Below are 25,693 nucleotides of genomic sequence, written 5' to 3' on the forward strand. Positions count from 1 at the left end.
CTGGAGTTTGGCTGATAAATTCCAGGTTTGGCTGATAAGAGCTGGAGTTTGGCTGATAAGAGCTAAAGTTTGGCTGATAAATCCCGAAATTGGCTGATAAGCCCTTAACTTTGGCTAATATCCTAAAATATCTTACCTCTTTTGCAAATGTCTCAGTTCTTTTTATTAATTTCCTTAAACGAATCAATCATATGCTGCCGAAATTGTCTTGCTACATAAGAATAATGTCTATTTTTTAACCAAGCGAAACCAACCATTTGATAACAATGGGGATTCTTTAAACGAATGATTTTACTATTAGTTAGTTGTTTTCCTAAAAAAGAATACTGAGGATAAAAGGAAATACCTTGTCCTTCGTCAACGAGCTGCAGAACTATCGACAGTTCCGTTCCTTCAAATACAATATTAGGTGTAAAGCCAGCTTGTATACAACATTGTTCAAACATACTTGTAGATTCTAATCCTGACTTATAGCCAATAAATCGTTCATTTTTTACATCTTGCAAATCAATTTCATCTAAGTGTGCTAGTCGATGGTTTTTTGGAACGATTAAATCCAACCGTTCTTTTAAGATAGGCAGCCATTCTATATCCGGCCCTGTTATGGGTGTATTAGAAACGCATAATTCAATTTCTCCCCGCATTAACCGTTCCTTTGCAATAAAATCAGGTAATATCGATTGTTGAATCCGTACATTGGGTCTTCTTTCATAGAAACGTTTGAATATAGAAGGAAGAATAGTGGAACTCATGACACTAACCGATACTTGATCTTCCTCTATTTCAGCCATTTCTTGAATTGTTTCATGGGCGTCTTCTAAGATTCTTAGAGCGTGTTCTACTTCTTTCGCATAAAACTTCCCATAATTATTCAACCGAATATTCTTCCCATTTCTATTGAATAAAGGAACACCTAAATCCTCTTCTAATCTAGCAATTGTTTTGCTTAGTGATGATTGTGAAATATCTAAATGAAGTGCTGCTTGAGACATATGCTCAGTCTTGGCAACAGTTAGAAAGTAGTGTAACTGTAATAATTGCATACGAACCCCTCTTATGAATCATAATAAATATATATATTCCTTTGCTTCTATTGTATCCATTTTCGGAAAGGATTACGATAAAAACGAATTCACAAATTTGTCACATTTAAATTGAATATATTTAAGGAGTAGATCGTATGAAGATTAAAGCAGCCGTTACCCCAGGGCAAGGTAAAGATTTTCTTTTAGAAGAAGTAGAATTAGCTGCCCCAAAAGCAAATGAAGTATTAGTGAAAATTGTTGCAACAGGTGTATGTCATACAGATGCTGTTGCCCGTGATGCAGCAATTGCTCCACTACCTGCAGTACTGGGACATGAAGGAGCAGGGATTGTTGAAGAAGTTGGTTCAGGCGTTACACGTCTAGCAAAAGGGGATCATGTTGTATTATCCTTTGCACATTGTGGACACTGTGAAAATTGTTTAACAGGTCATCCAACTGTTTGTGAAACGTTTAATGACTTGAACTTTGGTGGCGCTCATGATGATCATACACATCGCTTATCTAAAGATGGTAAACCACTTTCCACTTTCTTTGGTCAATCTTCCTTTGGTACATTTGCGATTGCCCATGAACGTAACGTTGTTAAAGTGGATAAAGAGGTAGATTTAGCGCTTTTAGGACCTTTAGGCTGTGGAATCCAAACAGGAGCGGGTACTGTTTTAAATAAAATCAAGCCTGAATTTGGAGCTACTATTGCTATTTATGGTGCAGGTGCTGTTGGCTTAAGTGCTATTATGGCTGCTAAAATAGTTGGCTGTAAAACAATCATTGCTGTTGATATTCATGATTCACGGTTAGAGCTTGCCAAAGAACTTGGTGCAACACATACATTCAACGGAACAAAAGTAGATGTTGTTAAAGAAATTAAGGAATTAACAACTGGCGGAACAAAATATGCAGTCGATACAACTGGCTTTCCTCCAGTAGTACGTCAATGCTTACAAGCATTGCGTCCATTAGGTGTGGCAGCGGTAGTGGGAGTTACACCTGAAATGAATATTGATGTTCATAATGATATAATGGCAGAAGGAAAAACAATGATGGGTGTAATTGAAGGGGACTCTGTACCAAATGTTTTTATCCCACAGCTAGTAGAATACTACAAAAACGGTCAATTCCCATTTGACAAATTAGTTAAATTCTATGACTTTGATCAAATTAATGAGGCTTTCGAAGCTTCTAAAAATGGAGAAGTCATTAAACCGATTTTACGAATAAGTTAATATCATAACTTGATTAGAAAAACCTTCTTGTTGGAAGGTTTTTTCTTAATAGGCAAATTTGCTTAGTGGGAAGATCGTTGTTTAAAGGATGGTATAGGTAGTCTTTTACGTGTATACTAAATACATAAAATAGGGGAAAGTGGCGTTCAGTTGGACGCCGCTTCTTTATATATAAAACAGTATTTTTATTTTAATATCACTACCTCAATTTATAGGCCTCTTAGGCCTCTGAGAACCTTTCTCTGCTTACCCGACTATTTTCCTGAAAAATTGGTAAAGGGAACTTTTCACTCTTAGCATTCGTAATCCCTTATGAAGAAATGGAGGGGGAAAAATGGCTTTGAAAAGGAAGAGAAATAACAAATATAAACAAAATAAGAAATAAACGGAAACCTAGCGAGATAAATGGACAGAGGGCCATTATCCCTTCCTATTCTTTTTTTTGAAGGATGTAATGGTAACGGTTATTTGGGGAGGAATATTTATCGTTCCAGGCCTTTTTGTTCTCGTTATAAGTTTCCTCTCATCCTGACTAAAAAGGCCGCGAGTCCCCAAAAATTAGCCTGGATTGCGCCGTTCCTCACGTTAATATTATTAGGTTTGGGTTACGCTTTCATAGGAATAGGCTGGAGTGATAATGTAGCAGCTTCTTTAGATTACTTTGAAAAGGGAGCAGAAGAAAAGGTCATTATTTTAGAAGAATACAAGGTAGACTATCCTTCTGGAATGTATGGCGGAGCAATTGATTATGTGTATACAGGAGTGGATGGTGAAAAATTGATAACGAATACCGATTTTAACATACAAGTATTCCAAAATGAAAAATATGAAATTCGTTACTTACCTCGGAGCAAGTATATCATGGGAATAAGCCATATAAAGGAGGAGAATTTTTGAATTTTGTTGCCTGGATGATTGTTGCTAGTGAAATAGGCTTTTGGATTGTGATTATTTTAGGATTACTAATTAGATATGTTTTTAAAAGAGAGAAATTAGGCTTTTTCTTTTTAGCACTAACACCAGTAATTGATTTGCTTTTGTTGATTACAACAAGTTTGGATATGTATCGAGGAGCTACCGCCACCACTGCACATGCCATTGCAGCTGTTTATATAGGCGTTTCGATCGCATTTGGAAAAGACATGATTAAATGGGCGGATGAGAGATTTCGTTATTACGTCGCCAAACAAGGAACTAAACCTATTTCATTGTTTGGGATGGCATATGCTAAGCATTACTTGAAAAGTTGGGGGAAACATGTGCTAGCTTATGCTATTGGGGCAGGGATATTACTAGGCTTAATTTTTTTCATCAAGGATACTGCTCGCACAGAAGCACTAGACGGTGTACTAAAATTATGGACAGTAGTATTAGGCATTGACTTGATTATCGCGATTTCCAATTTTATTTGGCCAAAAAAGAAAAAGGGTTAGAGGAAGAATTTTTCTTCCTCCATCATCTTATTCATTAATATTTAGGGCAATTTCTTCTAATTCTTCTTTTACTTGGCCAATAAGGGAAATAGCCGATCCAACGGCTTGAATCCAGCTGCCTAATACACCGATATTTTGTTGATCATGGTTACTTATTCCATGTAATTGTTCTGTTCCACTTATCGCTTGTAAAGAATTCCCGATTCCCTGTAATAAACCACCAATTATATTTTCGATTCTTCCATCTGCTGTATGATCAAAAAATTCATCTGTAAGCCCGACAAAGCTTCCTAATGCTTGAAGCCAATTCCCTGTAATAATTAATTTCTGCTCTGTTGGGGTGTTGCTCCATTTATAAAGAAGTAAGCCGGTTACAACCGTTGAATTTCCAATTGCCTGAATTTCATCTCCTAGCTTTTCTAATGAAATAGTCCCTTGTCCGTCAGCTTGCAATGCGCTGCCTGTTCCTTGTAATATATTGCCAACTAAACGAAGCTGATAATTTGTTTCTCTAGACAAGTGGAAGGAGGGGGTACTTCCGATAGCTGCTTGGATAGTACCAATCGTATTGATAGCTGATCCGAATATCTCTTTAAAATGACCATTCATTCCATATCAACCGCCCATTCCCTTTACACTAACTAACATATTCAAAAATGTTTTAAATGGGATAAAAACGAGCTGGATATAATAAAAACAACTTGGAATAAAGTTTCCAAGTTGTTTTTTCAAAAAGAAGATAATCCTTTTATTTGCTGCCGAAGCTTCCAGAAAACTGCTTTACTACTGCTTGGATTTCCTCTAATCTTTCTGGTTTTATTAGACTGATCATTTTAGGCAGAAACTGTTCGATATCATTTTTGGAAAAAGTACCCTCATCTTGTTTTCGGAAGTTATCCATTAGTATAGCCTTTGCTTCTTCTTCTTTCCCCTCTTGTACTCGCTGTAAGATAAAAGCTAAAAACTTTTCTTGCCCTTGCTTGTCCATTTCGTTGTCCTCCTAATTGTATATCTCTTTGCTTAGTATAAACGTAAAAGCTATTCTCTAAAATATCATTTTTTTATAAGGAAAATAAGTAGATCGAAAAATGAGATTCTGGCTAAGCTATTCTTTTTTTAGGATGTGCTATGTCGTGTTATGATTAGTTCTAAATATGGGTAGACAGGATTATAGAATAAGCTTCTATCTGTTAGTGAAAGAGGCGGGGGATGAGTAGTCCTACAATTTAAATAAGGAGAAACAAATGCAATGATAAAATTTGAAAATGTATCAAAAAGATACACTGATGGAACAGCAGCAGTTGATTCGATTGAATTTGAAATTAAGCAAGGGGAATTTTTTGTAATTATCGGACCAAGTGGTTGTGGAAAAACAACGACATTGAAGATGATTAATCGTTTAATTCCTCTTTCAGATGGCACCATTTATATAAAGGGAAAAAAGATAAGCGAATATGATATTCATGAATTACGGTGGAATATTGGCTATGTTCTCCAACAAATTGCCTTGTTTCCCCATATGACAATTGAAGAGAATATCGCAATCGTACCTGAATTAAAACAGTGGGAAAGAGACAGAATTAAACAAAGAACCGAGGAGCTTTTAGATATGGTTGGTCTCGATCATCAAACATATGCCAATCGAAAGCCTAGTGAACTGTCAGGAGGAGAGCAGCAAAGAGTTGGGGTTATTCGTGCTCTTGCGGCAGATCCCGAGATTCTATTAATGGATGAACCCTTTAGTGCCTTGGATCCGCTTAGCCGTGAAAAGTTACAAGATGATATGTTGGATTTAAAGAAAAATCTAAAAAAAACGACTGTATTTGTTACACATGATATGCAAGAGGCTTTAAAACTAGCAGATAGAATTTGCATTATGAAGAAAGGGAAGATCGTTCAGATAGGCACCCCCCAAGAACTTATCACAAATCCTACTAATGACTTTGTGAAGAACTTTGTTGGAAATAAACATGATAGCTGGAGCAATGATTTTCAACTGAAGGACTTATTAGAGCCAATTATTGAAAAAGAGGATCAAGTGAGTGCCCCAATTACTACCACTATGCAAGAGATAGTGGATATGCTAGTGAAGTATGAACAAGTAATAATCGAACGAGATGGAACGCCAATTGGATTGGTTAATCGCAGGTCAATGATGAAATATGTATCTTCTAGACTACTTCAGAAAGGGGTGTAAGGGATGAAGGAGCTGACACAAGTATTTCAAGACAGAAAGGCTGAATTAGCAAGTGCGCTGTTTGAGCATATTCAAATATCCTTCATTGCTCTCTTTTTTGCAGTCATTATTGCTATTCCACTAGGAATTTATATTACTAGACATAGAAAGGTGGCCGAAGGGATAGTAGGAATCACATCTGTTATTCAAACAATTCCTTCCTTGGCATTATTAGGTATTCTGATTCCATTATTCGGAATTGGCAGAGTGCCAGCAATTATTGCTTTAGTTGCATATGCCTTGCTGCCAATTTTAAGAAATACATATACAGGAATTAAAGAAGTAGATCCGTCCTTAATTGAAGCGGCTCGAGCGATGGGGATGAATACACGAAGAAGATTATTTAAGGTAGAAATTCCTCTTGCGATGCCAGTTATTATGGCGGGGATTCGGACAGCCATGGTATTAATTATAGGAACAGCCACTCTTGCAGCTTTAATTGGAGCTGGAGGTCTTGGCGATATTATTCTATTAGGTATTGATCGTAATAACACAAATCTAATTCTTCTAGGGGCAATTCCAGCAGCATTGCTTGCTCTTCTGTTTGACTACTTATTGAAAAAATTTGAGCAGCTATCCTATAAAAAAGCCTTTATTTCTATTGGAGTGATTGCACTTTTATCGCTTGTAATAATCTTAATGCCATTAATAGGACAGAAGGATGAAGAGATTGTTATTGGAGGGAAATTAGGGTCTGAGCCCGAAATTCTCATTAATATGTATAAAATACTTATTGAAGAAAAAACAGATTTACAAGTAGAGCTGAAGCCGGGATTAGGAAAAACCTCTTTTGTGTTTCAAGCATTGCAAACAGGAAGCATTGATCTTTATCCAGAATTTACAGGGACAGCCATTTCCGAATTTCTAAAGGAAACGGCTACTAGCACAAATCGGGAGGAAGTGTATCGACAAGCGAGGGATGGGATGTTAGAAAAATATCAAATGATAATGTTAGAGCCAATGCAGTATAATAACACCTATGCATTAGCAGTTTCCAAGAATCTTGCAGACCAATTTCAGCTAGAATCTATCTCTGACTTGAAGGGGATAGAAGAGCAAATACAGGCAGGTTTTACATTGGAATTTTCAGATCGTGAAGATGGCTATCAAGGTATCCAGCATCTTTATGGACTTACTTTTCCTAATCTTGTAACAATGGAGCCTAAATTACGCTATGTAGCAGTTGAATCAGGTGAAATTAACTTAGTCGATGCCTACTCCACAGATAGTGAGTTGCAGCAATACCAATTAAAGGTGCTAGAAGACGATCAAAATTTATTCCCACCATACCAAGGGGCTCCTTTAATGAAAGAAGAAACGGCAAAAGAGCATCCTGAAATGGTAGAAGCATTAAACCAGTTAGCGGGAAAAATAAGTGATCAAGATATGAGAAAAATGAATTATCAAGTAAATGTAGAAGGGGAAAGTCCGCGTGAAGTTGCCGAACAATATTTGGAAAACGCGGGTATTGTTCAATAGGGAAACATTGCTATTTCTGCCATAAGCCTTTTCAAAAGAAAACGGAGCAAACTGAATATACGTAGACTCCCTATGGGAGATTGACCCCACAGCACTTGCGAACGCCACATGGAACACGGTGTATATTCAGTCTGCGGGTGATGAGCTGATATATCTATTCTTAAAATAAATAGTCCTCCAAACAAATAAACGAATGTTTTAATACGTACGTATATTTGTTTGGAGGCTCATATTTTGTTGGAATACTTATATCCTAAAATAATTAAATTAAAAGCAATCAAATAGACCCATGCACCGAGGTTTGCTACACTAATTCCTATCAATAGTAATAAAGGATTTTTCCATTTCATGTTAATCGACCCCTAAATTCAAAATTATTTCCAAAAAAAAATCTCATCTCCAAGGTGTATTACTTTTGGGACGAGATTTTGTAAATTTAGAAGTTTGCGATGCCACCCCAGTTTATTACTATGTCGCCATAGAAACCTCTCAAGTATGACATTTGTATAAATGTGTATACTTTTTCTCGATAACGGGGGAACCCGACACATAATCAAAAATCAGAATCTTTCCTATGTGCAGCTCAGTGACTTGCTTCAATATGCTGCTACATCCTCCATTTCCAGCGATAGGAGTTCTCTGTAATGCTTGAACATATCTACTCTACTTTTCTCTTCTTAGCTTTTATTAAAGGTATATTATCATAATAGATTGAATAAATAAACGATTGAATAAGTGAATAAATAAGACAGGGATGGATATGCAGGTTTTTCGATCTTTCTATTCGAATATATTCTTAAGGAAGGAAGCTTTTTCTTATAAGATTTCAAAAGCTGTTTTTGAAAAGGGGATGTGGTGTTTGAAGTTTAGGGGATATTATAAATATGGAGGAGATGCTAAATGAGCATAGAAAGGGAATATTTGCAGGCTGTCGTTAATCGATTTAAAGAGGTAAAAAAACTTGGAGATAATACATTTGAGCAAATAGGGGAAAAAGAAATAAATTGGACTTATAATAGCTCGTCCAATAGTATAGCCATTATTGTAAAACATATGAGTGGAAATATGATTTCTAGATGGACAGATTTCTTAAACACAGACGGAGAAAAGGAATATAGGAATCGCGAGGAGGAATTTACTGATAATATTTCTTCAAAGGAAGAGCTTCATACAGTGTGGGAAAATGGGTGGAAGGTATTAATAGATTCATTGACTAATTTAAAGGAAGAGGATTTATTAAAAACTATTTACATTCGTGGAGAAGGACATTTAGTGCTCGAAGCTATAGAAAGACAAATGGCTCATTATGCCTATCATGTTGGGCAAATCGTTTATATCGGAAAGGTCATAAAAGACACAGAATGGAAGAGTCTTAGTATTCCAAAAGGAAAATCAGAGGAGTATTTAATAGAAATGAAGGAGAAGCATAAAAAAGGTATCGTGGAATAGAGGAGGGAGCTAGACGAAAATGTTTATTGTAAATGTAGAAGGAGCTGTTAGAAGAGCGGATAAGTGGTTGATTGTAGAAAGAAGTAGAAAAGAGGAACATGCTGGGGGAATGCTCTCCCTTGTAGGCGGAAAAGTAGATTTAGAAGGGAATTCCATAGATATTCTCGAAAGAACAGTCAAACGAGAAATTTTAGAAGAAGTAGGTGTGACGGTTAGAGATAAAATGGAATATGTGCATAGCACTTCATTTGTAACAGAAAGTGGGAAGCATGTAATTGATATAGTATTTCTATGCGAGCATGAGCAAGGCGAAGCATTTGTTAAAAGTCCTGATGAAGTAGAAAATATAGAATGGCTGACAACTGAAGAGGTATTAGATCATTCACATGCACCTAGTTATGTAAAAGAAAGTATAAAGCGAGCGGCAGTATTGCTTCAAGCGTAGGCTTTATTAGGATAATCAACTTTAATTATTCTATGTGCAGCACAACCATTTAAGTTGTTGGGGGAAATAGTAAGTTATACCAGTTTAAATATAGGAACTTAGTGAAAAAGATAACAGGATAACTGTTATCTTTTTTTTGGGTATTTACAAAAAATAACATTAGGTAGATTGCTTTTAACGTTATTTACAAAACCTTTACATTCAGTCAATAGAATATTTACAGTGGAGATTTATCATACTATTAGACAAGAAATGACATAAATAGTTGCTATTCTTTTTGGAGGTAAATCATGGTCATTATAAAAAAACTAAAAATAGTACTCTCGTTACTGTCTATACTCCTTTTATTATCAGCATGTTCAAGTAATGAAGAAACGGAACAATCAACAAATGACAGTAAACCCATATCGATTTCAGGATCTACTTCCGTTGGACCACTTGCTGAGAAATTAGCAGCAAAATATCATGAACACGATCAAACTAAAATTGAAATAAATCAAATTGGATCTTCCGCAGGAATTACAAATGCGATGAGTGGCGTTTCCGAAATTGGAATGTCTTCACGAGATTTAAAAGATGAAGAGAAAGGAAAATTAAAAGAAGTAGTTATTGCTTACGATGGAATAGTAGTTGTCACACATCCTAGCAATAAAGTGAAAGAATTGACATTAGAACAAGTAAAGCAAATATTCACTGGGAAAGTGACAAACTGGAGTCAGCTTGGCGGCGATGATATGGAGATTGTTGTTGTTTCTCGTGAAGATGGATCTGGTTCACGTGATGCTTTTCAAGAAATTGTAGGCTATAGCTCTGGTGAATTAATTAGAAACTCTATCATTGCCAGCGGAAATGGAAATATTAAAACGACAGTTGCAAATAATAAACATGCCGTAGGCTTCATTTCTTTTGAATATATTGATGATGCTATTTCGACTATCGATATTGATGGCGTTGCTGCTACTGCCGAAAATGTATTAGAGCAAAAATATAAGTTATCAAGACCATTTTTATTTGTCTATAAAGATGGGAATTTAACTGCAAATGGGCAGAAGTTCATCGATTTTATTCTAAGTGATGAAGGGCAAAAAATTGCAGCAGAGGCAGGAGCAATTCCTATTAAGTAATACCAAAATCTTTAGAAGTAATCTTGGAGGAAAATAGAGTGTCTATTCAAACAACCGAAAAGCAAGCCTCAGCAATGGGCAAAGCAAATAAGAGGAAATATATGTTTGAGAAGGTTTCGGCAAGAGTTTTCTTGTTTTGTGCCCTTCTTTCCGTAATCAGCTTAGTATTAATTATTGGATTTGTTTTCTATAAAGGGGCCCATCCTTTTATTGCAGAAGGATTTAATTTTTTTGATTTTCTCTTTGGAGTCGACTGGGTGCCTAGTGAAGGAGAATTTGGGATTTGGCCCATGATTGTCGCATCTCTGTATGCAACTATAGGAGCACTTATTATTGGAGTTCCCATTGGATTATTCACAGCTATCTTCTTGGCGGAAATCGCATCAAAGCCAATAGCCAAAATTGTTTCACCAGCCATTCAGCTTTTAGCTGGTATTCCATCTGTTTTATATGGTGTTTTTGGACTAGCAATTATCGTACCTTTTTTACAAAATACTTTAGGATTAGTAAAAGGACAAAGTTTATTAGCGGTTATTTTAGTATTAGCAATTATGATGCTGCCAACGATTGTAACAGTCGCAGAGACAGCGATTCGCGCTGTACCAAAAACATACCGGGAAGGTTCCCTTGCGCTTGGTGTATCGGAAATTGGAACAATCTTTAAGGTTGTTGTCCCCGCAGCGAAGTCAGGTATTATGACAGCCATTGTATTGGGCTTAGGTCGAGCGATTGGTGAGACAATGGCGGTTATTCTCGTTGCTGGTAACAGTTTGATTGTGCCAACAAGCTTAACAGATAGTATACGCCCACTGACAACAAACATTGCATTGGAAATGGGCTATGCAGCAGGAACGCATCAAGAAATGTTATTTGCAACTGGGATTGTATTATTCTCGTTTATTTTAATCTTGAATTTTGTTTTAGCGAAAATTAGTGCGAAGGGTGGCAAATAAGATGAGAAAAATGAAAGATAACTTGTTACGCGGCCTTCTTTGGTTTTCTGCTTTCTTATCTGTTGCTGTTCTCGTTATGATTGTTGGCTATATCTTTTATAAAGGAGCTCACTTGCTCAGCTTCGATTTTATTTTTGGTGACTATTCTCCAAGTGGCGGCGGTGGAATTTGGCCGATGATTGTCACAACAATTTATACGATTGTCATTTCCTTGCTGATTGCTACACCAATTGGAATATTAGCAGCTGTTTATTTACAAGAGTATGCGAAACAAGGTCGATTGGTAAAAATCATTCGCTTTGCAACAGAAAGTTTAACAGGTATTCCCTCAATTATTTATGGTTTATTTGGGGCAGTATTCTTTGTAACCACCTTAAAATTAGGAATGTCTATTTTAGCGGCATCTTTGACATTAACGATTATCGTACTGCCAGTTATTATCCGAACAACCGAGGAATCTTTAAAGACAGTTCCTCCTACTTATCGTGAAGGATCATTAGCCCTTGGTACAACAAGATTGCAAACATTGTATAAAGTTATTTTACCAAGTGCGATGCCAGGAATTTTATCAGGAATTATCTTATCTATCGGAAGAATAGTTGGGGAGTCAGCAGCTATTTTCTTAACGGCAGGAACAGTTGCTGCCATGCCAGAGGGCCTGTTGTCCTCCGCTCGTACGCTAACGGTTCATTCCTTCTTAGTAACACAAGAGTCTGGAGATATTGAATTAGCCGCAGCAGTTGGTATTGTGCTAATCGTTATTATTCTTGCTATAAACCTTATCGCAACATTTATATCGAAAAAGCTAAACAAAGCAGACTACTAATTTTTAAAGGGGTATGTTTATGACTACAACAGTAACAGAAAAAAGTCAAAAGAAAACAGGGAAAGCATTCTTAAAGGTTGGTCAAGAAGATACAACGGGTGCATCAAAAATTAGTGTAAGTGACCTAAATTTATTTTACGGTGAAAAACAGGCTTTGTTTGGAGTAACCCTAGATATTGAAGAAAAGAAAGTAACAGCTTTAATTGGACCTTCTGGCTGTGGAAAATCAACTTTCCTAAGAACATTGAATCGAATGAATGATTTAATCGATGGCGTAAAAATTGCAGGAGATATTATTATTGATGGAGAAAATATCTATTCTTCCAATGATGTTATTAAGCTTCGTACAAGAGTCGGCATGGTTTTTCAAAAGCCGAATTTATTCCCGATGAGTATTTATGACAATGTGGCTTATGGTCCAAGAATGCAAGGCATTAAAAACAAAAAAGAATTAAATAAAATTGTCGAAGAGAGCTTACGTGGGGCTGCGATTTGGGATGAAGTAAAAGACCGCTTAAAGACATCTGCACTTGGCTTATCGGGTGGACAGCAGCAGCGTGTCTGTATAGCTCGTGCAATTGCAATGAAACCAGATATTATTTTAATGGATGAGCCTACTTCTGCTTTAGATCCGATTTCTACATTGAAGGTAGAAGAGCTGATTACAAAAATGAAAAAGGATTATACAATTGTTATTGTTACACACAATATGCAGCAAGCAGCAAGAATCTCCGATAAAACAGCCTTTTTCTTAAACGGAGAAGTAGTTGAATACGATGAAACAAATAAGATTTTTTCCACACCTAGAGATCAGCGGACAGAAGATTATGTCACAGGTCGATTTGGATAATAGGAGGAACTAATGGTCATTCGAGAAAACTTTGAGAAGAAGCTAGGCGAGTTAAAACAAAAAATTAGTGAAATGGGTGAAATGTCCATTACTCAGTTAGAAGAGGCTTTTGATGCATTAAAAGCGCAAGATGTAGAAATTGCTTTAAATGTAATGGAAGAAGATAATGACATTGATAATCTAGAATCTGAAATTAATCATTTTGCAATTTGGCTAATGGCGAAGGAACAGCCTGTTGCAAGAGATTTACGTGTTGTAATTGGTGTTATCAAAATTTCATCCGAAATTGAGCGAGTAGCTGATTTTGCTGTAAACATTGCTAAAGCAACAATTAAGATAGGAAAAGCAACTTCTCTTCTGGATTTAACCCATTTAGAGAAAATGAAGGAACTATCAATCGAAATGCTGCAAAAAGCAGTAAAATCCTTTATAGAGGAAGATATTGTCCTTGCAAAGGAAGTAAGTAAGTTAGAAGATAAAGTGGATGATTATTATTTAGAAACCTATAAAAAATTGACAGCCTATTTAAGTGAACATCCCGAAGAAACAAATCAGCTTGTTCAATTATTATTTATCAACCGTTATTTGGAAAGAACAGCTGACCATATAACCAATATGGCGGAAAGCACAGGATATTTGATTAAAGGAAAGATTTATGATTTTAATTCCTAAGAGAAAAGCAATTTGAAAAGTATAGACCTCTATCCCTTAATCGATTGAGTTCATATTCTAATATTAAAGTCACCAGTTCAAAAGAATTGGTGACTTTAATGTTGACAAACACATCATTATAAATAGAAAATATTGTTAGCAATAATGTATTTCGTCATCTGTAAAAAATTTCTTAAAAACAATTCATTTTAATTCAACTAAATTGGTGTCTTCTTTTTTATTTACTAACTATAATTTTGGTAGCGTTTTCATTTAGGCTGCTTATAGAGTAACCTTTCTTTAATTTTATATGAGCTAGACCAATCAATGAGTAGGTTAGGGGAAGAAAGTATGAAAAACAAAGGCTATATCTTGTTTGTAATTCTGCTTATATTCGTTAGTGCATGTGAAAATAAACAGGCAACTAGCATTCGTATTAAAAATAACCCCCATGAACAAGCGATCTATAAAGAGCCATTGCCTAATCAAGATAAGGAAAAGATAATTTCCTTTGTTACAAAGTCTCTTGATAATCCAGTTTTCATAGAAGCAAAGGAAGAAGCAGAACGAGTAAGCTCTCAGTTAGGGGTGAAAATGGAATGGTTGGCCCCGATGGTAGTCGATAGTCAGGAGCAAGAAAAAATAGTAGAGAGCTTAATTGAAAGAAAGGTAGATGGCATTGTTATCAGTGTCTTGGATACCAAGAAAATGACTCCACTTATCAATAAAGCAGTATCACAAGGGATAAAGGTGGCTACTTTTGATTCCGATGCACCGGCTAGCAATCGGGCATTTTATGTTGGAACGAATAATTATGAACTTGGACAAGAAAGTGGAAAATCTTTGGTGAAAATAGTAAAAGAAAAAAAATTGCATCAGCGTCATCTCAGAGTTTTGATTATGACTGGGGTGAAGGAAAGTGTCAATATGCAAGAGAGAATCGAAGGATTTAAAGATGCAACGGAAGAATTAGATTTAGAGTTTGTTGATATGGTAGAATCCTATGATGACATAAATCGCGCTTCAGAGCTTCTAGAGAATTATGTGAAAAGGAATCCTCATTTTGATTTGTTTTTTAGTGCTGGAGCATGGCCGTTATTTTCTCCTCCTGAAGGGATGATTTCATATAAAAGGTGGAAAGAAACTGGCGGTATAGCTGTGATTGTTGATACATTTTATCCAATAGTATTTGCTGCCAATAAAGGATTAGCAGATGCGCTAGTTGGACAAGACTTTCAGGAAATGGGACGTCTAAGTGTTGAAAACATGTATAAATTAATTAATGGGGACAAAGTTAAAGAAACGATGATATATACGGGATTGGAATACGGCAATGCAGATAATTATGAAGAACTGTTAAAAAGAAAAAAGCCGTGGGAGATAAAATAAATGAAGAAATGGCTGAAATGGATCGATCTTTATAGTATCCGAACAAAAATGATTGTCTGCTTCTTGGCACTTAGTCTTATCCCGTTATTAATTCTTGGTTATCTTTCCTATCAATATTACATCAATGATCTCCAAAACAGTATCAATGTTTATACCAATGAAGTAATTCAGCGTGTGGATAAAAATATCGAAACATACATTTTAGATATCGAGAATATTCTAGAAATCTATGATGATTATTACACAATTCAGTACTTAAGGTTGAATGAGGCAGGAGATATAGATGGGATACAGAAATATACTGTTCGTTTATGGGAAACGATAGAACTAATTAGGAATATGAAATCCGATTTAGTGGATATAAGAATCATTTCTCATACAGGAGAGACAATAAGCGCTCAAGGCGTATATTGGAGCGATATGAATGATCCTTTTTTTACGAATATGCGAAAAATAGATGAAGCGCAATTTGCAGTAAAATCACCTTATATGGATATGTTTAATCGCAATGTTTTTTCTATTGGAAAGAAAATTTTATCTCCTAGTTTAAGTGAACCAGCTTATTTGATTATTGATATTGATGTAAATCTATTGAATCGAATTGTAAACGATATCAAATTAGGAGAGAAAGGGTATGTCTATTTTACAGATAGAACAGGGGAGGTAGAATTTTTTCCGGCAGATACTAGTCATCCTATGTTTATAAAGGAACTAATGAACAATGATAGATGGTTAAATTCAGATAAAGGATCATTTGAAGAAGCGGTAAAGGGAAAACATTATCTTGTTAACTTTAAACAATCTGAGATTACAGGTTGGAATATTATTGGGGTCACTTATGCAGATGAACTTAATGAAGACATAAATAAAATCCGGCAGATAACCCTTGTAATTGCTGTGGGCAGCCTTCTGGTCGTTGTGCTCATAAGTATTTATTTAACGAATATCTTAACAAATCCAATTCGTGATTTGCGCAGAACAATTAAACGGTTTGCAGATGATAATTTAGCCATTCGAGCACAAGTCAAAACGAACGATGAAATAGGGCAACTTGCAAGCAGTTTTAATGAATTAATGAATCGAATTCAATGGCTCGTTCAAAAAACGATGGATGATCAAGTGAAAATTCGCAAAATAGAGATGAAAGCACTACAAGAATTAATAAAGCCTCATTTTGTTTATAATACATTAGACTCGATTATTGGATTATTAGAGCAAGAGCGAATTGAAGAAGCGCTAGACTTAATAGAAGCACTTGGCATGTTTTTTCGAACATCGTTAAGCCATGGAAAGGATGTCATTCTTATTGGTGCAGAAATCGAGCATATTCGTAACTATTTTACGATTCAGGAATTTCGCTTTTTTAATAAATTTGATACGAAAGTAGAAGTAGACGAAGAGATATTAAATTATGAGACGGTCAAGCTTATTTTGCAGCCATTAGTAGAGAATGCGATTTATCATGGTGTACGACGGATGAAAACAAGGGGGCTAATTGAAATTAAAGGCAAAGAAAAGGAGGGAGCAGTGGTTCTGGAAGTCATTGATAATGGGGTGGGAATGACAGCTGAAAAGGTGAATCACATTAATAATGTATTAACAGGAATAGAAAAAATAGAGGATGAAAATGAATATTTTGGCATTCGAAATGTGAATGAGCGAATAAAATTAACCTATGGAATGGAGTATGGGATTTATTTTAAAAGTAAACCAAATGCGGGAACAACTGTAACAGTCATTTTACCTATTGTAAAAATATGAGGAGGAATCCTATGTTTAATTTATTGGTTGTAGAAGATGAAGATATGATTCGTCACAAAATAATCAATAATACGAATTGGTTAAGTCATGGTTTCCAACAAGTATTTGAAGCGGAAAATGGTTCAGGAGCAGTAAAAATATTAGCTGAAAACCATATTGATATTCTGATTACCGATATCAAAATGCCAGAAATGGATGGCATCCAACTAACAAAACATGTAAAAGAGTTTTATCCAGAAATAAAAGTAATCATTATTTCAGGTCATGCAGACTTTGACTTTGCAAGAAAGTCAATTACTTTAAAGGTTTGTGATTATATGCTAAAGCCTTTTCAATCTAAGAATCTATTAAAACTCGTATTAAATGTAAAGAATGATTTGATTCGGGATAAGGGAGAACAAGAAAATATAGAAAAAATGAAGAGACAATTGCAAGAAAATAAGCATTCTTTACGAGAAAAACTAATCCAGAATCTCCTGACCAATAGTTTTGTGGGAGATCTAGATAATAACCTGAAATATATGGAAATGGAACATCTTAAGAATGCTTCCTTTTTTGTAGCCGTCCTAAATATGGAACAACTTCAAACAGATCGAAGTGAAATGGAGGAAAATGATAAGTATTTATTTAATGTATCGATCTATAAGCGACTTTCTCGTCTGCTGGAAAAAGAATGGGGGCAGTTCTCTGAACGTGGACAGATAGAAAAGGGCTATATCTTAAATTATAAAATGGATCAAATAGTGTTAATTGTCTTCGAAGATATTGGTATTAGACATCAACTAAGAAAGGTTATTCAGAAAGAAGATCAGGAAAAAGGCTTCACTTTAATAATTGGGATAGGAGATAAGTATAATCAATTACTTGATTTACATTTATCCTATGAAGAAGCTTGTTCTGCAGCTGCATTAAGTCGAATTCACGGTTCTGGCGATGTGTATTTCTATCATAATATTATCAGTAACCATACTTATTACAGCAAGCAATTACACAAAATAGTAAATCATAAAATTTATCTGGATTTAAAATCAGGTGACTTTGAAGAAGTAAAAAAGGACGTAGCGGAATTGCTTGCAGAACTTAAGAATGAAAGTATTCCATATGAAGCAGTGGCAACAGCCATTAATAATATCGTATTTATGTCCTGTAAGACAATAAATGAACAAGGGTACGATGTGAACGAAATATTCGGAGAAACGGGACTACCTATCTTTAATCAAGAGAATAATTTTACTTATAAAGAAATAGAGGATTGCTTATATTCCTTTTATTCCGCTATTCATTCCTTCATCGAATCAAAACGCGGTAATCGAATAGACAGGCTTATTGCGGAAATGAAGGAGTACATGAATGAAAACTTTGCCGAGAATATTTCCCTAACGAGCCTATCCCGTAAATTTAATATAAGTCCCAGCTATTTAAGCATATTATTTCGAGACATCACTTCCCAACATTTTAGTGAATATTTAACAAATTTACGTATCCGAAAGGGCAAAGAGCTGCTCAAGAATACAGATTTACGTATTAAAGAAATTGCCGCACAAATAGGGTATAGAGATGCTTATTACTTTAGCTCCGTATTTAAAAAAGTAACAGGAGTTAATCCTACCCAGTATCGGAATGAGTAAAATGGTGGGGAGGATTAACAGCAAAAAAATTGTAGTGAAACACTATGCAAAAAACATTCATCCATGATGAGTGTTTTTTTTAAAAGATAAGAAAGTATAAAAATTTGGGTCTACCACAGTCATTTAAGCTGTGGTATTTTCATTTTATGGAGACCAATATATTGAGAAGAATATTTTTTGATAAACACCAACATTGGGAAGCTTTCAAAAGAAAACACGGTGCTAAAATCCGCCCTATCGTAATTAAGGAGGTTGAGAAATTTCGAGATTGTGGGGATATCAAAAATGGATTTAAGTTATTTGTGTGTGAAGGTTGTCATGATGTGCGAAAGGTTCCTTACCGATGTAAAGGTCGATTTTGTACCACGTGCTCTGTTGGAGAAAGTGAAGAATGGAGTAGGTTACTTACTGAAGATGTTCTTCAGGTTAATCATCGGCACGTAATTTTTACGATTGATGAAGGACTAAGAGATGTATTTCTCCTTCACCGACATCTATTAAAAGATTTAATGGATGCTTCTGCAAGACTACTTACTGACTTCTTCAAAAAGAAAGCAAAGGTAACACCTGGGATTATTGCTGGACTCCACACTTTTGGTTCAAGGGTCAACTTCAATCCTCACGTACATATGTTAGTTACAATGGGTGGATTAACAGAAAAAGGAGAATGGAAGCAGTATGATTTCTTGCCATTTACGATGCTTCGTAAACAATGGCAAACGGTCGTATTAAAATTAATTAGAAACGGAGTTTCACCAAGAGAAAAGAAAAGAATCCAACCAAGACTTCAAAAGGCGTTCACCAATAATGGCGAAGGCTTCTATGTGTATGCACCTAAACAGAGGGGAAAAATAAAAGAACAACTTCGTTATATTGGCCGTTATATTCGTCGACCAGCGATTGGAATCAATCGGATTGAGGCATATGATGGGCAATTCGTTACGTTCAAATATAAGGATAAAACTGACGGAAAAGACAAATCCGAAACCGTAAGTGTCGAAGAATTTATTTCACGTTTAATTCGCCATATCCCAGACGAGCAATTTAAAACTATTCGGCATTACGGTATGTATTCAAGAAGATCAAAAAACTTGTGTAAAAAAGTGTTGAGTACTTGGCAACAAAAAGCAAGACGTTGGGTTGTAAAAGTTAAGAAAACCTTACGTCGCCAGACGTGGCGTGAAAGAATAGTAGCCAGTGGCAAGAAAGACCCTCTCGTTTGTCAGAGGTGTGAATGTTACTATGAATACAAGGGAGAAGTCTGCCTTGAAAATGGTAAATTAGAAATAAAGGTAGCCTTATGCAAAACTACAAGAGCTTATTTAGAAAGGATGATTAACGATCTCACCGGTATCAAAAACCCGCAAAAAGGGAAAGAAAAAGAAGAAAAACATAAGCCTAAACCAGTCCAAGCAACAGAGCGTCAGCTATGTTTGTTTGGCGTGTCATGAGAAAGAAGAGATTCCTATTAACGTGGTAAGGGATTTCGATTTAATGGATGATGGAGATCCGACAACTCCTCCTATGTTTGCATGTGAAAAATGTGGGGGTGAAATGTATCCTGAGTATTATAAAGGGGTACATGGCATAGAGTACAAATTATCGGATATTCTCTAACCATGAAAAGGACCGGGCTATGCCCGGTTTTTCTTATTCCACTTTTAATAGCAGTAAAACTTCAGCAGATCTAAGTTTTCTTTACTGAAGAAGAAAATAGGAACTTCGAAAAATATTAAAGGATTATAAAAAATATTCCATTTCCAATAGGGAGGAAAAAATATATTCTTTGTATGAAAGCGGTTTACAAACGGTTTGGAGGAGGGAAGAAACGAAGTCATTTCTACTCGCCTATACGTACCGAGGGCCGACTTCATATTCGGCAATCAACTTATGTCTTACTAATAGAAAAGGAATTCAATCTTATCAATTACTTAAAAATTAGGGGGGTATTTTTATGAAAAAACGTAACAGTTTTCTTTCGCTTGTACTTATTCTATCTCTAATGTTTATCATGGCTGCGTGTGGACAGGATGCAAATGGCACACCAGCAAATGAGAAAGGAAATAAGGATGAAGGGGGAACAGAAAAAGAGAAGATTACAATTGGTCTTTCCGTCTCTGATTTAACATTAGAGCGTTGGCAACATGATCGTGATTTTTTTGTTGAAAAAGCAGAAGAGCTAGGAGCAAATGTGTTAGTACAATCAGCAAATGGTGATGAGGCAAAACAATTATCGCAAATACAAAATATGCTTTCACAAGGTATCGATGCACTAGTTATTATTGCTATCAATTCAGATGCCCTGTCAACGGTAGTAGATCAAGCTAAGGCCGAAGGGATTCCTGTGTTAGCATATGACCGATTAATTAATGGCACGGATATTGACGCCTACGTTTCATTCGATAATGTACGGGTTGGGGAAATGCAAGCAGAGTATCTTGTTGAAAAAGTACCCTCAGGAAAGTATTTCTTAATGGGAGGATCACCAACTGATAATAATGCCAAGATGTTTAGAGAAGGACAGATGAATATTATTCAGCCGCTAGTTGATAAAGGTGATATTGAAATTGTCGGTGATCAATGGGCAAAAGATTGGGATGCAAATGAAGCATTAAAAATTATGGAGAACGCTTTAACTGCCAATAAGAATGATATTGATGCAGTAGTGGCATCTAATGATAGTACTGCCGGGGGAGCAATTCAAGCACTAGAAGCACAGGGTTTAGCTGGAAAAGTAGTTATCTCTGGCCAAGATGCAGACTTAGCAGGAGTGCAGCGTATTGCAGAAGGTGTTCAAACAATGACCGTTTATAAACCAATTAAGGCAATTGCAACAAAGAGCGCTGAAGTAGCTGTTCAACTAGGAAAAGGAGAAAAAGTGTCATCTGATTCAACTGTTAATAATGGAAAGATAGATGTGCCATTTATAAAATTGGATCCAATTAAAGTAGGTAAAGAGAACATTGTTGACACTGTTGTTAAAGATGGATTCCATTCTTATGATGATATTTATAAAAATGTTCCAGAAAATGAACGACCAGAACGTCCGTAAGTCTCAAAATATTTAATTAAAGGGGGAGCAGCTAATGCTTTCCCTGACTAATAGGTGGTGAATGAATAATGGACACATATGCGCTTCAAATGGAAGGGATTGTGAAAGAATTTCCGGGTGTTAAGGCTTTAGATAATGTTACTTTTTCCGTAAAGAGGGGGGAGATTCATGCCCTTTGCGGAGAAAATGGTGCGGGAAAATCAACATTAATGAAAATCTTAAGTGGCGTTTATCCACATGGAACCTATGAAGGTGACATCATCATTAATGGTCAAACAGTTCAGTTTAAATCTATTAAAGAATCGCAGGAGGCAGGAATTGGTATTATCTATCAAGAGCTTGCGCTTGTAGGGGAAATGTCAGTAGCCGAGAATCTTTTTCTTGGTCATGAGTTAATGAGAAAAAGAATAATCAATTGGAATGAAATTTATGTAGAGGCCCAAAAGTGGCTCGATCATATTGGGTTAAATATTGATCCGCAAACAAAAGTTGCCGATTTAACAGTCGGGAAACAGCAACTGGTAGAAATAGCAAAAGCTTTAACGAAAAAAACAAGCATACTCATTTTGGATGAACCAACTGCTGCTTTAACAGAAAGTGATGTAGAAATCTTAATCCATTTATTGCAAGATCTACGTTCACAAGGAGTTACCTGCATCTATATTTCTCATAAATTAGGAGAAGTTATGTCACTTGCTGATTCGGTCACCATATTAAGAGATGGCCAGACGATAAGTACTAATTCCATTGAGGAATTATCAGAGGATAAAATAGTCACAAAGATGGTTGGAAGAGAATTAACAGAACTGTTCCCATATGAGGAGCATGCTATTAGTAAAGAAAATATTTTAGAAGTGAAAGACTATACTGTCTATGATGAGCAAGGAAATAAAATCATTAATCAAGTTTCCTTTTTACTTAAAAAGGGAGAAATCTTAGGATTTTCAGGATTAATGGGAGCCGGACGATCAGAATTATTTATTAGTCTCTTCGGTGGATTCAAAGGAAAAAAAGAAGGAAAGGTCATCATAGATGGAAAAGAAACAAATATCCAAAAACCTGCTGATGCAATTAAAGAAGGATTAGCGTATGTTTCAGAGGACCGTAAGCGCTACGGTCTTGTGTTAGGAATGGATATAACAAAAAATACGACGTTAGCGGCATTAAATAAAGTTGTTAAGCTAAATGTTATTGATCAGGCATTAGAAGTGAAAAGTGCAACAGATATAACGGAAAAAATGAAGTTAAAAGCGCCGAGCTTAGAAGCAAGAGTTGGACAACTAAGTGGTGGAAACCAACAAAAAGTAGTTCTAAGTAAGTGGCTGTTAAATAACCCGAAAATATTAGTTCTTGATGAACCGACAAGAGGAATTGACGTTGGAGCCAAATATGAAATCTATAAGATTATTAATGAACTTGTCCAACAGGGGGTCGGAATTGTTATTATTTCATCTGAACTGCCTGAAGTATTAGGAATGTCAGATAGAGTGCTAGTTATGGCTGAGGGTGAAATTTCTGGCGAATTTTTACGTGAAGAAGCTACCCAAGAAAAAATTATGACATGCGCCACAGGAGGGAAGAAAAATGAATATTCAACATCAAACAGTTGAAGAGAGCAAGAAAAGAGAAATAAGCTTTAAAGTTGATATGCAATCTTACACACTTATTATCGCTTTACTATTAATTGCATTAATATTTGGTTTTTTCACTGGAGGTGAATTTCTTTCTTCCCGAAATATCTCTAATTTATTTACGCAAATGTCCGTTATTTCCGTCCTTGCTATTGGTATGACGCTAATAATTGTTGCAGGTCATATTGATTTATCAGTTGGAGCATTAGTAGGATTAACAGGAGGAATCGCGGCAATTTTGCAAGTCTGGTATGATTGGGATACTTTTTTAGTAGTCCTTTGTGCAGTAATTGTGGGAGCGCTTTTAGGATTATGGCAAGGATGGTGGGTTGCTTACCGAGCTGTTCCTGCCTTTATTGTTACACTTGGAGGAATGCTTATCTTCCGAGGTATACTCATTGGTATAAGTAAGGGACAAACAGTCGCACCAATGAGTGATAGTTTTAAAAAAATTGGAACTAGTTATTTTCCATACATTCCTGGATATATTCTTGCATTAGTTAGTATCGCTTTGCTATTCCTTTGGACGACCAAACATCGTACAAAACGAAAAAATATGGGTTTAATGATCCCTGCTGCTAAGATAGACTATGGTAAGACTGTAGCTTATTCCTTTTTTATCCTGCTAGCAACCTATATGTTGAATCGGTATTTAGGTATTCCAATTCCAATCTTAATCGTTTTAGCAATAGCTGCAATCTTTATCTTTATTTCAAATAAAACACCATTCGGCCGATATGTCTATGCAATTGGGGGAAACCAAGAGGCAGCGGCATTGTCAGGGATTAATATAAAATGGAATACGCTGTGGGTGTTTATTACGATGGGAGGGCTTGCTGGTGTGGCGGGTGTTCTGTTAACAAGTAGATTAAATGCAGCAACCGTAAGTGCGGGGAATATGTATGAGCTTGATGCGATTGCTGCATGTGTTATCGGTGGAACTAGTCTGATAGGAGGAAAAGGAAAAATTGTTGGAGCACTAATTGGTGCTTTAATTATGGCTAGTATCGACAATGGAATGAGTATGATGAATATCCAAACCTTCTGGCAATATATAGTAAAAGGACTTATTTTAATTGTTGCCGTTTGGATTGATATATCAAGTAAGAAGTAAATAATAGGCTAGCTTAATGAGTAGAAGAGTCCTTACCTTGTAAAAAGGTGAGGATTTTTTATGGTGAAAATAGGTAAAGCAAATACAAAGAAAAAAACATATTCTAAAGAGAGATGAGCGAATATTTTTAAAGTAGAGAATAAAATTGCATAAAATTAGTACCAGGTAATAGTAATTGGTGTTAAAATAAAAGTAAATGAATAATGAGGTGATGTGAATGTCAACTTCCAAAGCACGTATTACAGCGATTGGTTCATACGTTCCCGAACGTATTTTAACAAATAATGATTTAGAAAAAATGGTGGAAACAAATGATGAGTGGATTGTAAAGCGAACAGGTATTAAGGAAAGAAGAATTGCGGATGAGCAGGAATTTACAAGCGATCTTAGCTATAAAGCAGTCCTTGATTTAATGGAACGATACGATAAAACAGTTGATGATGTTGATTTAATCATTGTTTGTACGATGACTCCTGAATATAAAACACCGAGTGTGGCTTCCAGCCTGCAGGCTAAACTAGGAATAAAGAATACAGGAGCAATGGATTTAAATGCAGCCTGTGCAGGATTTACTTATGGATTATATGTAGCAAATGGACTGGTTACATCAGGACTAAATAAAAAAGTTTTGGTTGTAGGGGCGGAAACATTATCTAAAATTACAGACTTCACTGATCGTACAACATGTATTCTTTTTGGAGATGGAGCAGGGGCAGTAATGGTAGAGTATGATGAAACAAAACCAAGCTTTCTTTCTTCTCATATCGGATCAGAAGGAGAAGGGGGACAGCATTTATATTGCACCAGTCTAGCTACTCAAATGAATGGTGTTGACTTACAGGGAAATGGCTGTATTGTTCAAAATGGTAGAGAAGTCTATAAATGGGCTGTTAAAACAGTTACTAATGGGATGAAAATTGTTGCTGAAAGAGGAAATAGGACTTTAAATGAGATAGATTGGTTTGTCCCCCATAGTGCGAATTTAAGAATGCTAGAATCAATTTGCGAGAAAAGTAATTTTCCAATCGAACAAACTTTATATAGTTTAGTTAACTACGGAAATACCTCTTCTGGTACGATCCCATTGTCATTGGATATCGGAGTGAAAGAAGGGAAATTAAAACAAGGGGATCATGTATTACTATATGGCTTCGGCGGTGGTCTAGCACATGCTGGATTATTAATTAAATGGACGATTTAATAACAAGAAACGGTGGCTTATTAGAATCAAACGTTTGATTAATCAAAAAGCTTAATTACTTTAAAAACAAAAGCAAGAGTTATTCCTTTATGATAAGATGGATGTAACAAAATTTTAGAATACGCCTTATCCCCCTGGCTTATCTACTTAGAAGGAGTATGTATCAGAATGAACTGTCCAATTTAATAATCTCCGTTAATGA

The 25,693-nt window shown here is 35.8% G+C and carries 24 protein-coding genes; 21 read left to right on the forward strand and 3 right to left on the reverse strand.

Features of this window, described 5'->3' with window-relative positions; translation table 11 throughout:
- Positions 1–152: 152 nt before the first annotated feature.
- Complete coding sequence (locus NST77_RS00005) at positions 153–1,043, reverse strand: LysR family transcriptional regulator (RefSeq protein WP_095330836.1); 891 nt, start codon at positions 1,041–1,043, stop codon at positions 153–155.
- Between the two features lie 137 nt (positions 1,044–1,180).
- Between NST77_RS00005 and NST77_RS00010 the strand changes: the two genes are divergently transcribed.
- The 3 genes from NST77_RS00010 to NST77_RS00020 all read left to right on the forward strand — a co-directional run bounded on the left by NST77_RS00010 (position 1,181) and on the right by NST77_RS00020 (position 3,702).
- The gene (locus NST77_RS00010) at positions 1,181–2,269 is read left to right on the forward strand and encodes an NAD(P)-dependent alcohol dehydrogenase (RefSeq protein ID WP_123258916.1); all 1,089 of its coding nucleotides are present in this window, start codon (positions 1,181–1,183) and stop codon (positions 2,267–2,269) included.
- 405 nt (positions 2,270–2,674) lie between these two features.
- Positions 2,675–3,166 carry a hypothetical protein gene (locus NST77_RS00015; RefSeq protein ID WP_341122611.1) on the forward strand — a complete coding sequence of 164 codons (492 nt, stop codon included), beginning with the start codon at positions 2,675–2,677 and terminating at the stop codon, positions 3,164–3,166.
- Entirely contained in the window at positions 3,163–3,702 is a 540-nt protein-coding gene (locus tag NST77_RS00020) for a hypothetical protein (RefSeq protein WP_095330842.1), read from the forward strand. The genes NST77_RS00015 and NST77_RS00020 overlap by 4 nt, the downstream gene beginning before the upstream one ends.
- Positions 3,703–3,729: 27 nt before the next feature.
- Here the strand turns inward: NST77_RS00020 and NST77_RS00025 are convergent, their stop codons facing one another.
- Positions 3,730–4,311 (reverse strand): DUF6944 family repetitive protein, encoded by a 582-nt coding sequence (locus NST77_RS00025; RefSeq protein WP_095330844.1) that lies wholly within the window; start codon positions 4,309–4,311, stop codon positions 3,730–3,732.
- 139 nt (positions 4,312–4,450) lie between these two features.
- Positions 4,451–4,690, reverse strand: coding sequence for a hypothetical protein (locus NST77_RS00030; RefSeq protein WP_095330846.1), 240 nt, complete (start codon positions 4,688–4,690; stop codon positions 4,451–4,453).
- Between the two features lie 261 nt (positions 4,691–4,951).
- On the opposite strand from NST77_RS00030, the gene NST77_RS00035 reads away from it, so the two are divergent.
- The 18 genes from NST77_RS00035 (at position 4,952) to NST77_RS00120 (ending at position 25,491) form a co-directional block, all read left to right on the forward strand.
- Positions 4,952–5,899: an ABC transporter ATP-binding protein gene (locus NST77_RS00035; protein ID WP_341122612.1), complete on the forward strand. Its 948-nt coding sequence runs from the start codon at positions 4,952–4,954 to the stop codon at positions 5,897–5,899.
- A gap of 3 nt (positions 5,900–5,902) precedes the next feature.
- Positions 5,903–7,417 carry an osmoprotectant update ABC transporter permease/substrate-binding subunit OpuFB gene (gene opuFB / locus NST77_RS00040; RefSeq protein ID WP_341122613.1) on the forward strand — a complete coding sequence of 505 codons (1,515 nt, stop codon included), beginning with the start codon at positions 5,903–5,905 and terminating at the stop codon, positions 7,415–7,417.
- A gap of 900 nt (positions 7,418–8,317) precedes the next feature.
- Positions 8,318–8,866, forward strand: coding sequence for a DUF1572 family protein (locus NST77_RS00045; protein ID WP_095330852.1), 549 nt, complete (start codon positions 8,318–8,320; stop codon positions 8,864–8,866).
- A 19-nt stretch (positions 8,867–8,885) separates the two neighbouring features.
- The gene (locus tag NST77_RS00050) at positions 8,886–9,311 is read left to right on the forward strand and encodes an NUDIX hydrolase (RefSeq protein WP_095330854.1); all 426 of its coding nucleotides are present in this window, start codon (positions 8,886–8,888) and stop codon (positions 9,309–9,311) included.
- A 290-nt stretch (positions 9,312–9,601) separates the two neighbouring features.
- Complete coding sequence (locus NST77_RS00055) at positions 9,602–10,435, forward strand: phosphate ABC transporter substrate-binding protein (RefSeq protein WP_095330855.1); 834 nt, start codon at positions 9,602–9,604, stop codon at positions 10,433–10,435.
- Positions 10,436–10,473: 38 nt separating this feature from the next.
- Positions 10,474–11,388 carry a phosphate ABC transporter permease subunit PstC gene (gene pstC, locus NST77_RS00060; RefSeq protein WP_341122614.1) on the forward strand — a complete coding sequence of 305 codons (915 nt, stop codon included), beginning with the start codon at positions 10,474–10,476 and terminating at the stop codon, positions 11,386–11,388.
- Between the two features lies 1 nt (position 11,389).
- Positions 11,390–12,214, forward strand: coding sequence for a phosphate ABC transporter permease PstA (gene pstA / locus NST77_RS00065; protein WP_095330857.1), 825 nt, complete (start codon positions 11,390–11,392; stop codon positions 12,212–12,214).
- Between the two features lie 19 nt (positions 12,215–12,233).
- Positions 12,234–13,064 carry a phosphate ABC transporter ATP-binding protein PstB gene (pstB, locus tag NST77_RS00070; RefSeq protein WP_095330859.1) on the forward strand — a complete coding sequence of 277 codons (831 nt, stop codon included), beginning with the start codon at positions 12,234–12,236 and terminating at the stop codon, positions 13,062–13,064.
- A gap of 12 nt (positions 13,065–13,076) precedes the next feature.
- Positions 13,077–13,736, forward strand: coding sequence for a phosphate signaling complex protein PhoU (gene phoU / locus NST77_RS00075; RefSeq protein ID WP_123258922.1), 660 nt, complete (start codon positions 13,077–13,079; stop codon positions 13,734–13,736).
- A 330-nt stretch (positions 13,737–14,066) separates the two neighbouring features.
- Positions 14,067–15,104: a substrate-binding domain-containing protein gene (locus NST77_RS00080; RefSeq protein WP_163187934.1), complete on the forward strand. Its 1,038-nt coding sequence runs from the start codon at positions 14,067–14,069 to the stop codon at positions 15,102–15,104.
- Positions 15,105–16,865 carry a sensor histidine kinase gene (locus tag NST77_RS00085; protein ID WP_163187936.1) on the forward strand — a complete coding sequence of 587 codons (1,761 nt, stop codon included), beginning with the start codon at positions 15,105–15,107 and terminating at the stop codon, positions 16,863–16,865.
- A gap of 11 nt (positions 16,866–16,876) precedes the next feature.
- Positions 16,877–18,493 carry a response regulator gene (locus NST77_RS00090; RefSeq protein ID WP_341122615.1) on the forward strand — a complete coding sequence of 539 codons (1,617 nt, stop codon included), beginning with the start codon at positions 16,877–16,879 and terminating at the stop codon, positions 18,491–18,493.
- Positions 18,494–18,639: 146 nt separating this feature from the next.
- Positions 18,640–19,944 (forward strand): IS91 family transposase, encoded by a 1,305-nt coding sequence (locus NST77_RS00095; RefSeq protein ID WP_083967595.1) that lies wholly within the window; start codon positions 18,640–18,642, stop codon positions 19,942–19,944.
- A gap of 22 nt (positions 19,945–19,966) precedes the next feature.
- Positions 19,967–20,110: a hypothetical protein gene (locus NST77_RS00100; RefSeq protein ID WP_341122616.1), complete on the forward strand. Its 144-nt coding sequence runs from the start codon at positions 19,967–19,969 to the stop codon at positions 20,108–20,110.
- A gap of 337 nt (positions 20,111–20,447) precedes the next feature.
- Positions 20,448–21,545 carry a D-xylose ABC transporter substrate-binding protein gene (gene xylF / locus NST77_RS00105; RefSeq protein ID WP_341122617.1) on the forward strand — a complete coding sequence of 366 codons (1,098 nt, stop codon included), beginning with the start codon at positions 20,448–20,450 and terminating at the stop codon, positions 21,543–21,545.
- A gap of 68 nt (positions 21,546–21,613) precedes the next feature.
- On the forward strand, positions 21,614–23,155 hold the full coding sequence (locus NST77_RS00110; RefSeq protein ID WP_163187939.1) for a xylose ABC transporter ATP-binding protein: 1,542 nt from the start codon (positions 21,614–21,616) through the stop codon (positions 23,153–23,155).
- Positions 23,130–24,290: a sugar ABC transporter permease gene (locus NST77_RS00115; RefSeq protein ID WP_095330873.1), complete on the forward strand. Its 1,161-nt coding sequence runs from the start codon at positions 23,130–23,132 to the stop codon at positions 24,288–24,290. Before NST77_RS00110 ends, NST77_RS00115 begins: the two co-directional genes overlap by 26 nt.
- Positions 24,291–24,507: 217 nt before the next feature.
- A complete protein-coding gene (locus NST77_RS00120; protein WP_095330874.1) occupies positions 24,508–25,491 on the forward strand; it encodes a ketoacyl-ACP synthase III in 984 nt (327 codons plus the stop codon).
- Positions 25,492–25,693: the final 202 nt, after the last annotated feature.

This window comes from Niallia sp. FSL W8-0177 (genome assembly GCF_038006285.1).
Lineage (GTDB): Bacteria > Bacillota > Bacilli > Bacillales > Cytobacillaceae > Niallia > Niallia circulans_A.

Bases quoted from the DNA above. Each gene is read 5' to 3' on its own strand.
- NST77_RS00005 (WP_095330836.1), bottom strand. From the start codon at position 1,043: ATGCAATTATTACAGTTACACTACTTTCTAACTGTTGCCAAGACTGAG.
- NST77_RS00010 (WP_123258916.1), top strand. From the start codon at position 1,181: ATGAAGATTAAAGCAGCCGTTACCCCAGGGCAAGGTAAAGATTTTCTT.
- NST77_RS00015 (WP_341122611.1), top strand. From the start codon at position 2,675: ATGGACAGAGGGCCATTATCCCTTCCTATTCTTTTTTTTGAAGGATGT.
- NST77_RS00025 (WP_095330844.1), bottom strand. From the start codon at position 4,311: ATGAATGGTCATTTTAAAGAGATATTCGGATCAGCTATCAATACGATT.
- NST77_RS00030 (WP_095330846.1), bottom strand. From the start codon at position 4,690: ATGGACAAGCAAGGGCAAGAAAAGTTTTTAGCTTTTATCTTACAGCGA.
- NST77_RS00035 (WP_341122612.1), top strand. From the start codon at position 4,952: ATGATAAAATTTGAAAATGTATCAAAAAGATACACTGATGGAACAGCA.
- opuFB (WP_341122613.1), top strand. From the start codon at position 5,903: ATGAAGGAGCTGACACAAGTATTTCAAGACAGAAAGGCTGAATTAGCA.
- NST77_RS00045 (WP_095330852.1), top strand. From the start codon at position 8,318: ATGAGCATAGAAAGGGAATATTTGCAGGCTGTCGTTAATCGATTTAAA.
- NST77_RS00050 (WP_095330854.1), top strand. From the start codon at position 8,886: ATGTTTATTGTAAATGTAGAAGGAGCTGTTAGAAGAGCGGATAAGTGG.
- NST77_RS00055 (WP_095330855.1), top strand. From the start codon at position 9,602: ATGGTCATTATAAAAAAACTAAAAATAGTACTCTCGTTACTGTCTATA.
- pstA (WP_095330857.1), top strand. From the start codon at position 11,390: ATGAGAAAAATGAAAGATAACTTGTTACGCGGCCTTCTTTGGTTTTCT.
- pstB (WP_095330859.1), top strand. From the start codon at position 12,234: ATGACTACAACAGTAACAGAAAAAAGTCAAAAGAAAACAGGGAAAGCA.
- phoU (WP_123258922.1), top strand. From the start codon at position 13,077: ATGGTCATTCGAGAAAACTTTGAGAAGAAGCTAGGCGAGTTAAAACAA.
- NST77_RS00080 (WP_163187934.1), top strand. From the start codon at position 14,067: ATGAAAAACAAAGGCTATATCTTGTTTGTAATTCTGCTTATATTCGTT.
- NST77_RS00085 (WP_163187936.1), top strand. From the start codon at position 15,105: ATGAAGAAATGGCTGAAATGGATCGATCTTTATAGTATCCGAACAAAA.
- NST77_RS00090 (WP_341122615.1), top strand. From the start codon at position 16,877: ATGTTTAATTTATTGGTTGTAGAAGATGAAGATATGATTCGTCACAAA.
- NST77_RS00095 (WP_083967595.1), top strand. From the start codon at position 18,640: ATGGAGACCAATATATTGAGAAGAATATTTTTTGATAAACACCAACAT.
- xylF (WP_341122617.1), top strand. From the start codon at position 20,448: ATGAAAAAACGTAACAGTTTTCTTTCGCTTGTACTTATTCTATCTCTA.
- NST77_RS00110 (WP_163187939.1), top strand. From the start codon at position 21,614: ATGGACACATATGCGCTTCAAATGGAAGGGATTGTGAAAGAATTTCCG.
- NST77_RS00115 (WP_095330873.1), top strand. From the start codon at position 23,130: ATGAATATTCAACATCAAACAGTTGAAGAGAGCAAGAAAAGAGAAATA.
- NST77_RS00120 (WP_095330874.1), top strand. From the start codon at position 24,508: ATGTCAACTTCCAAAGCACGTATTACAGCGATTGGTTCATACGTTCCC.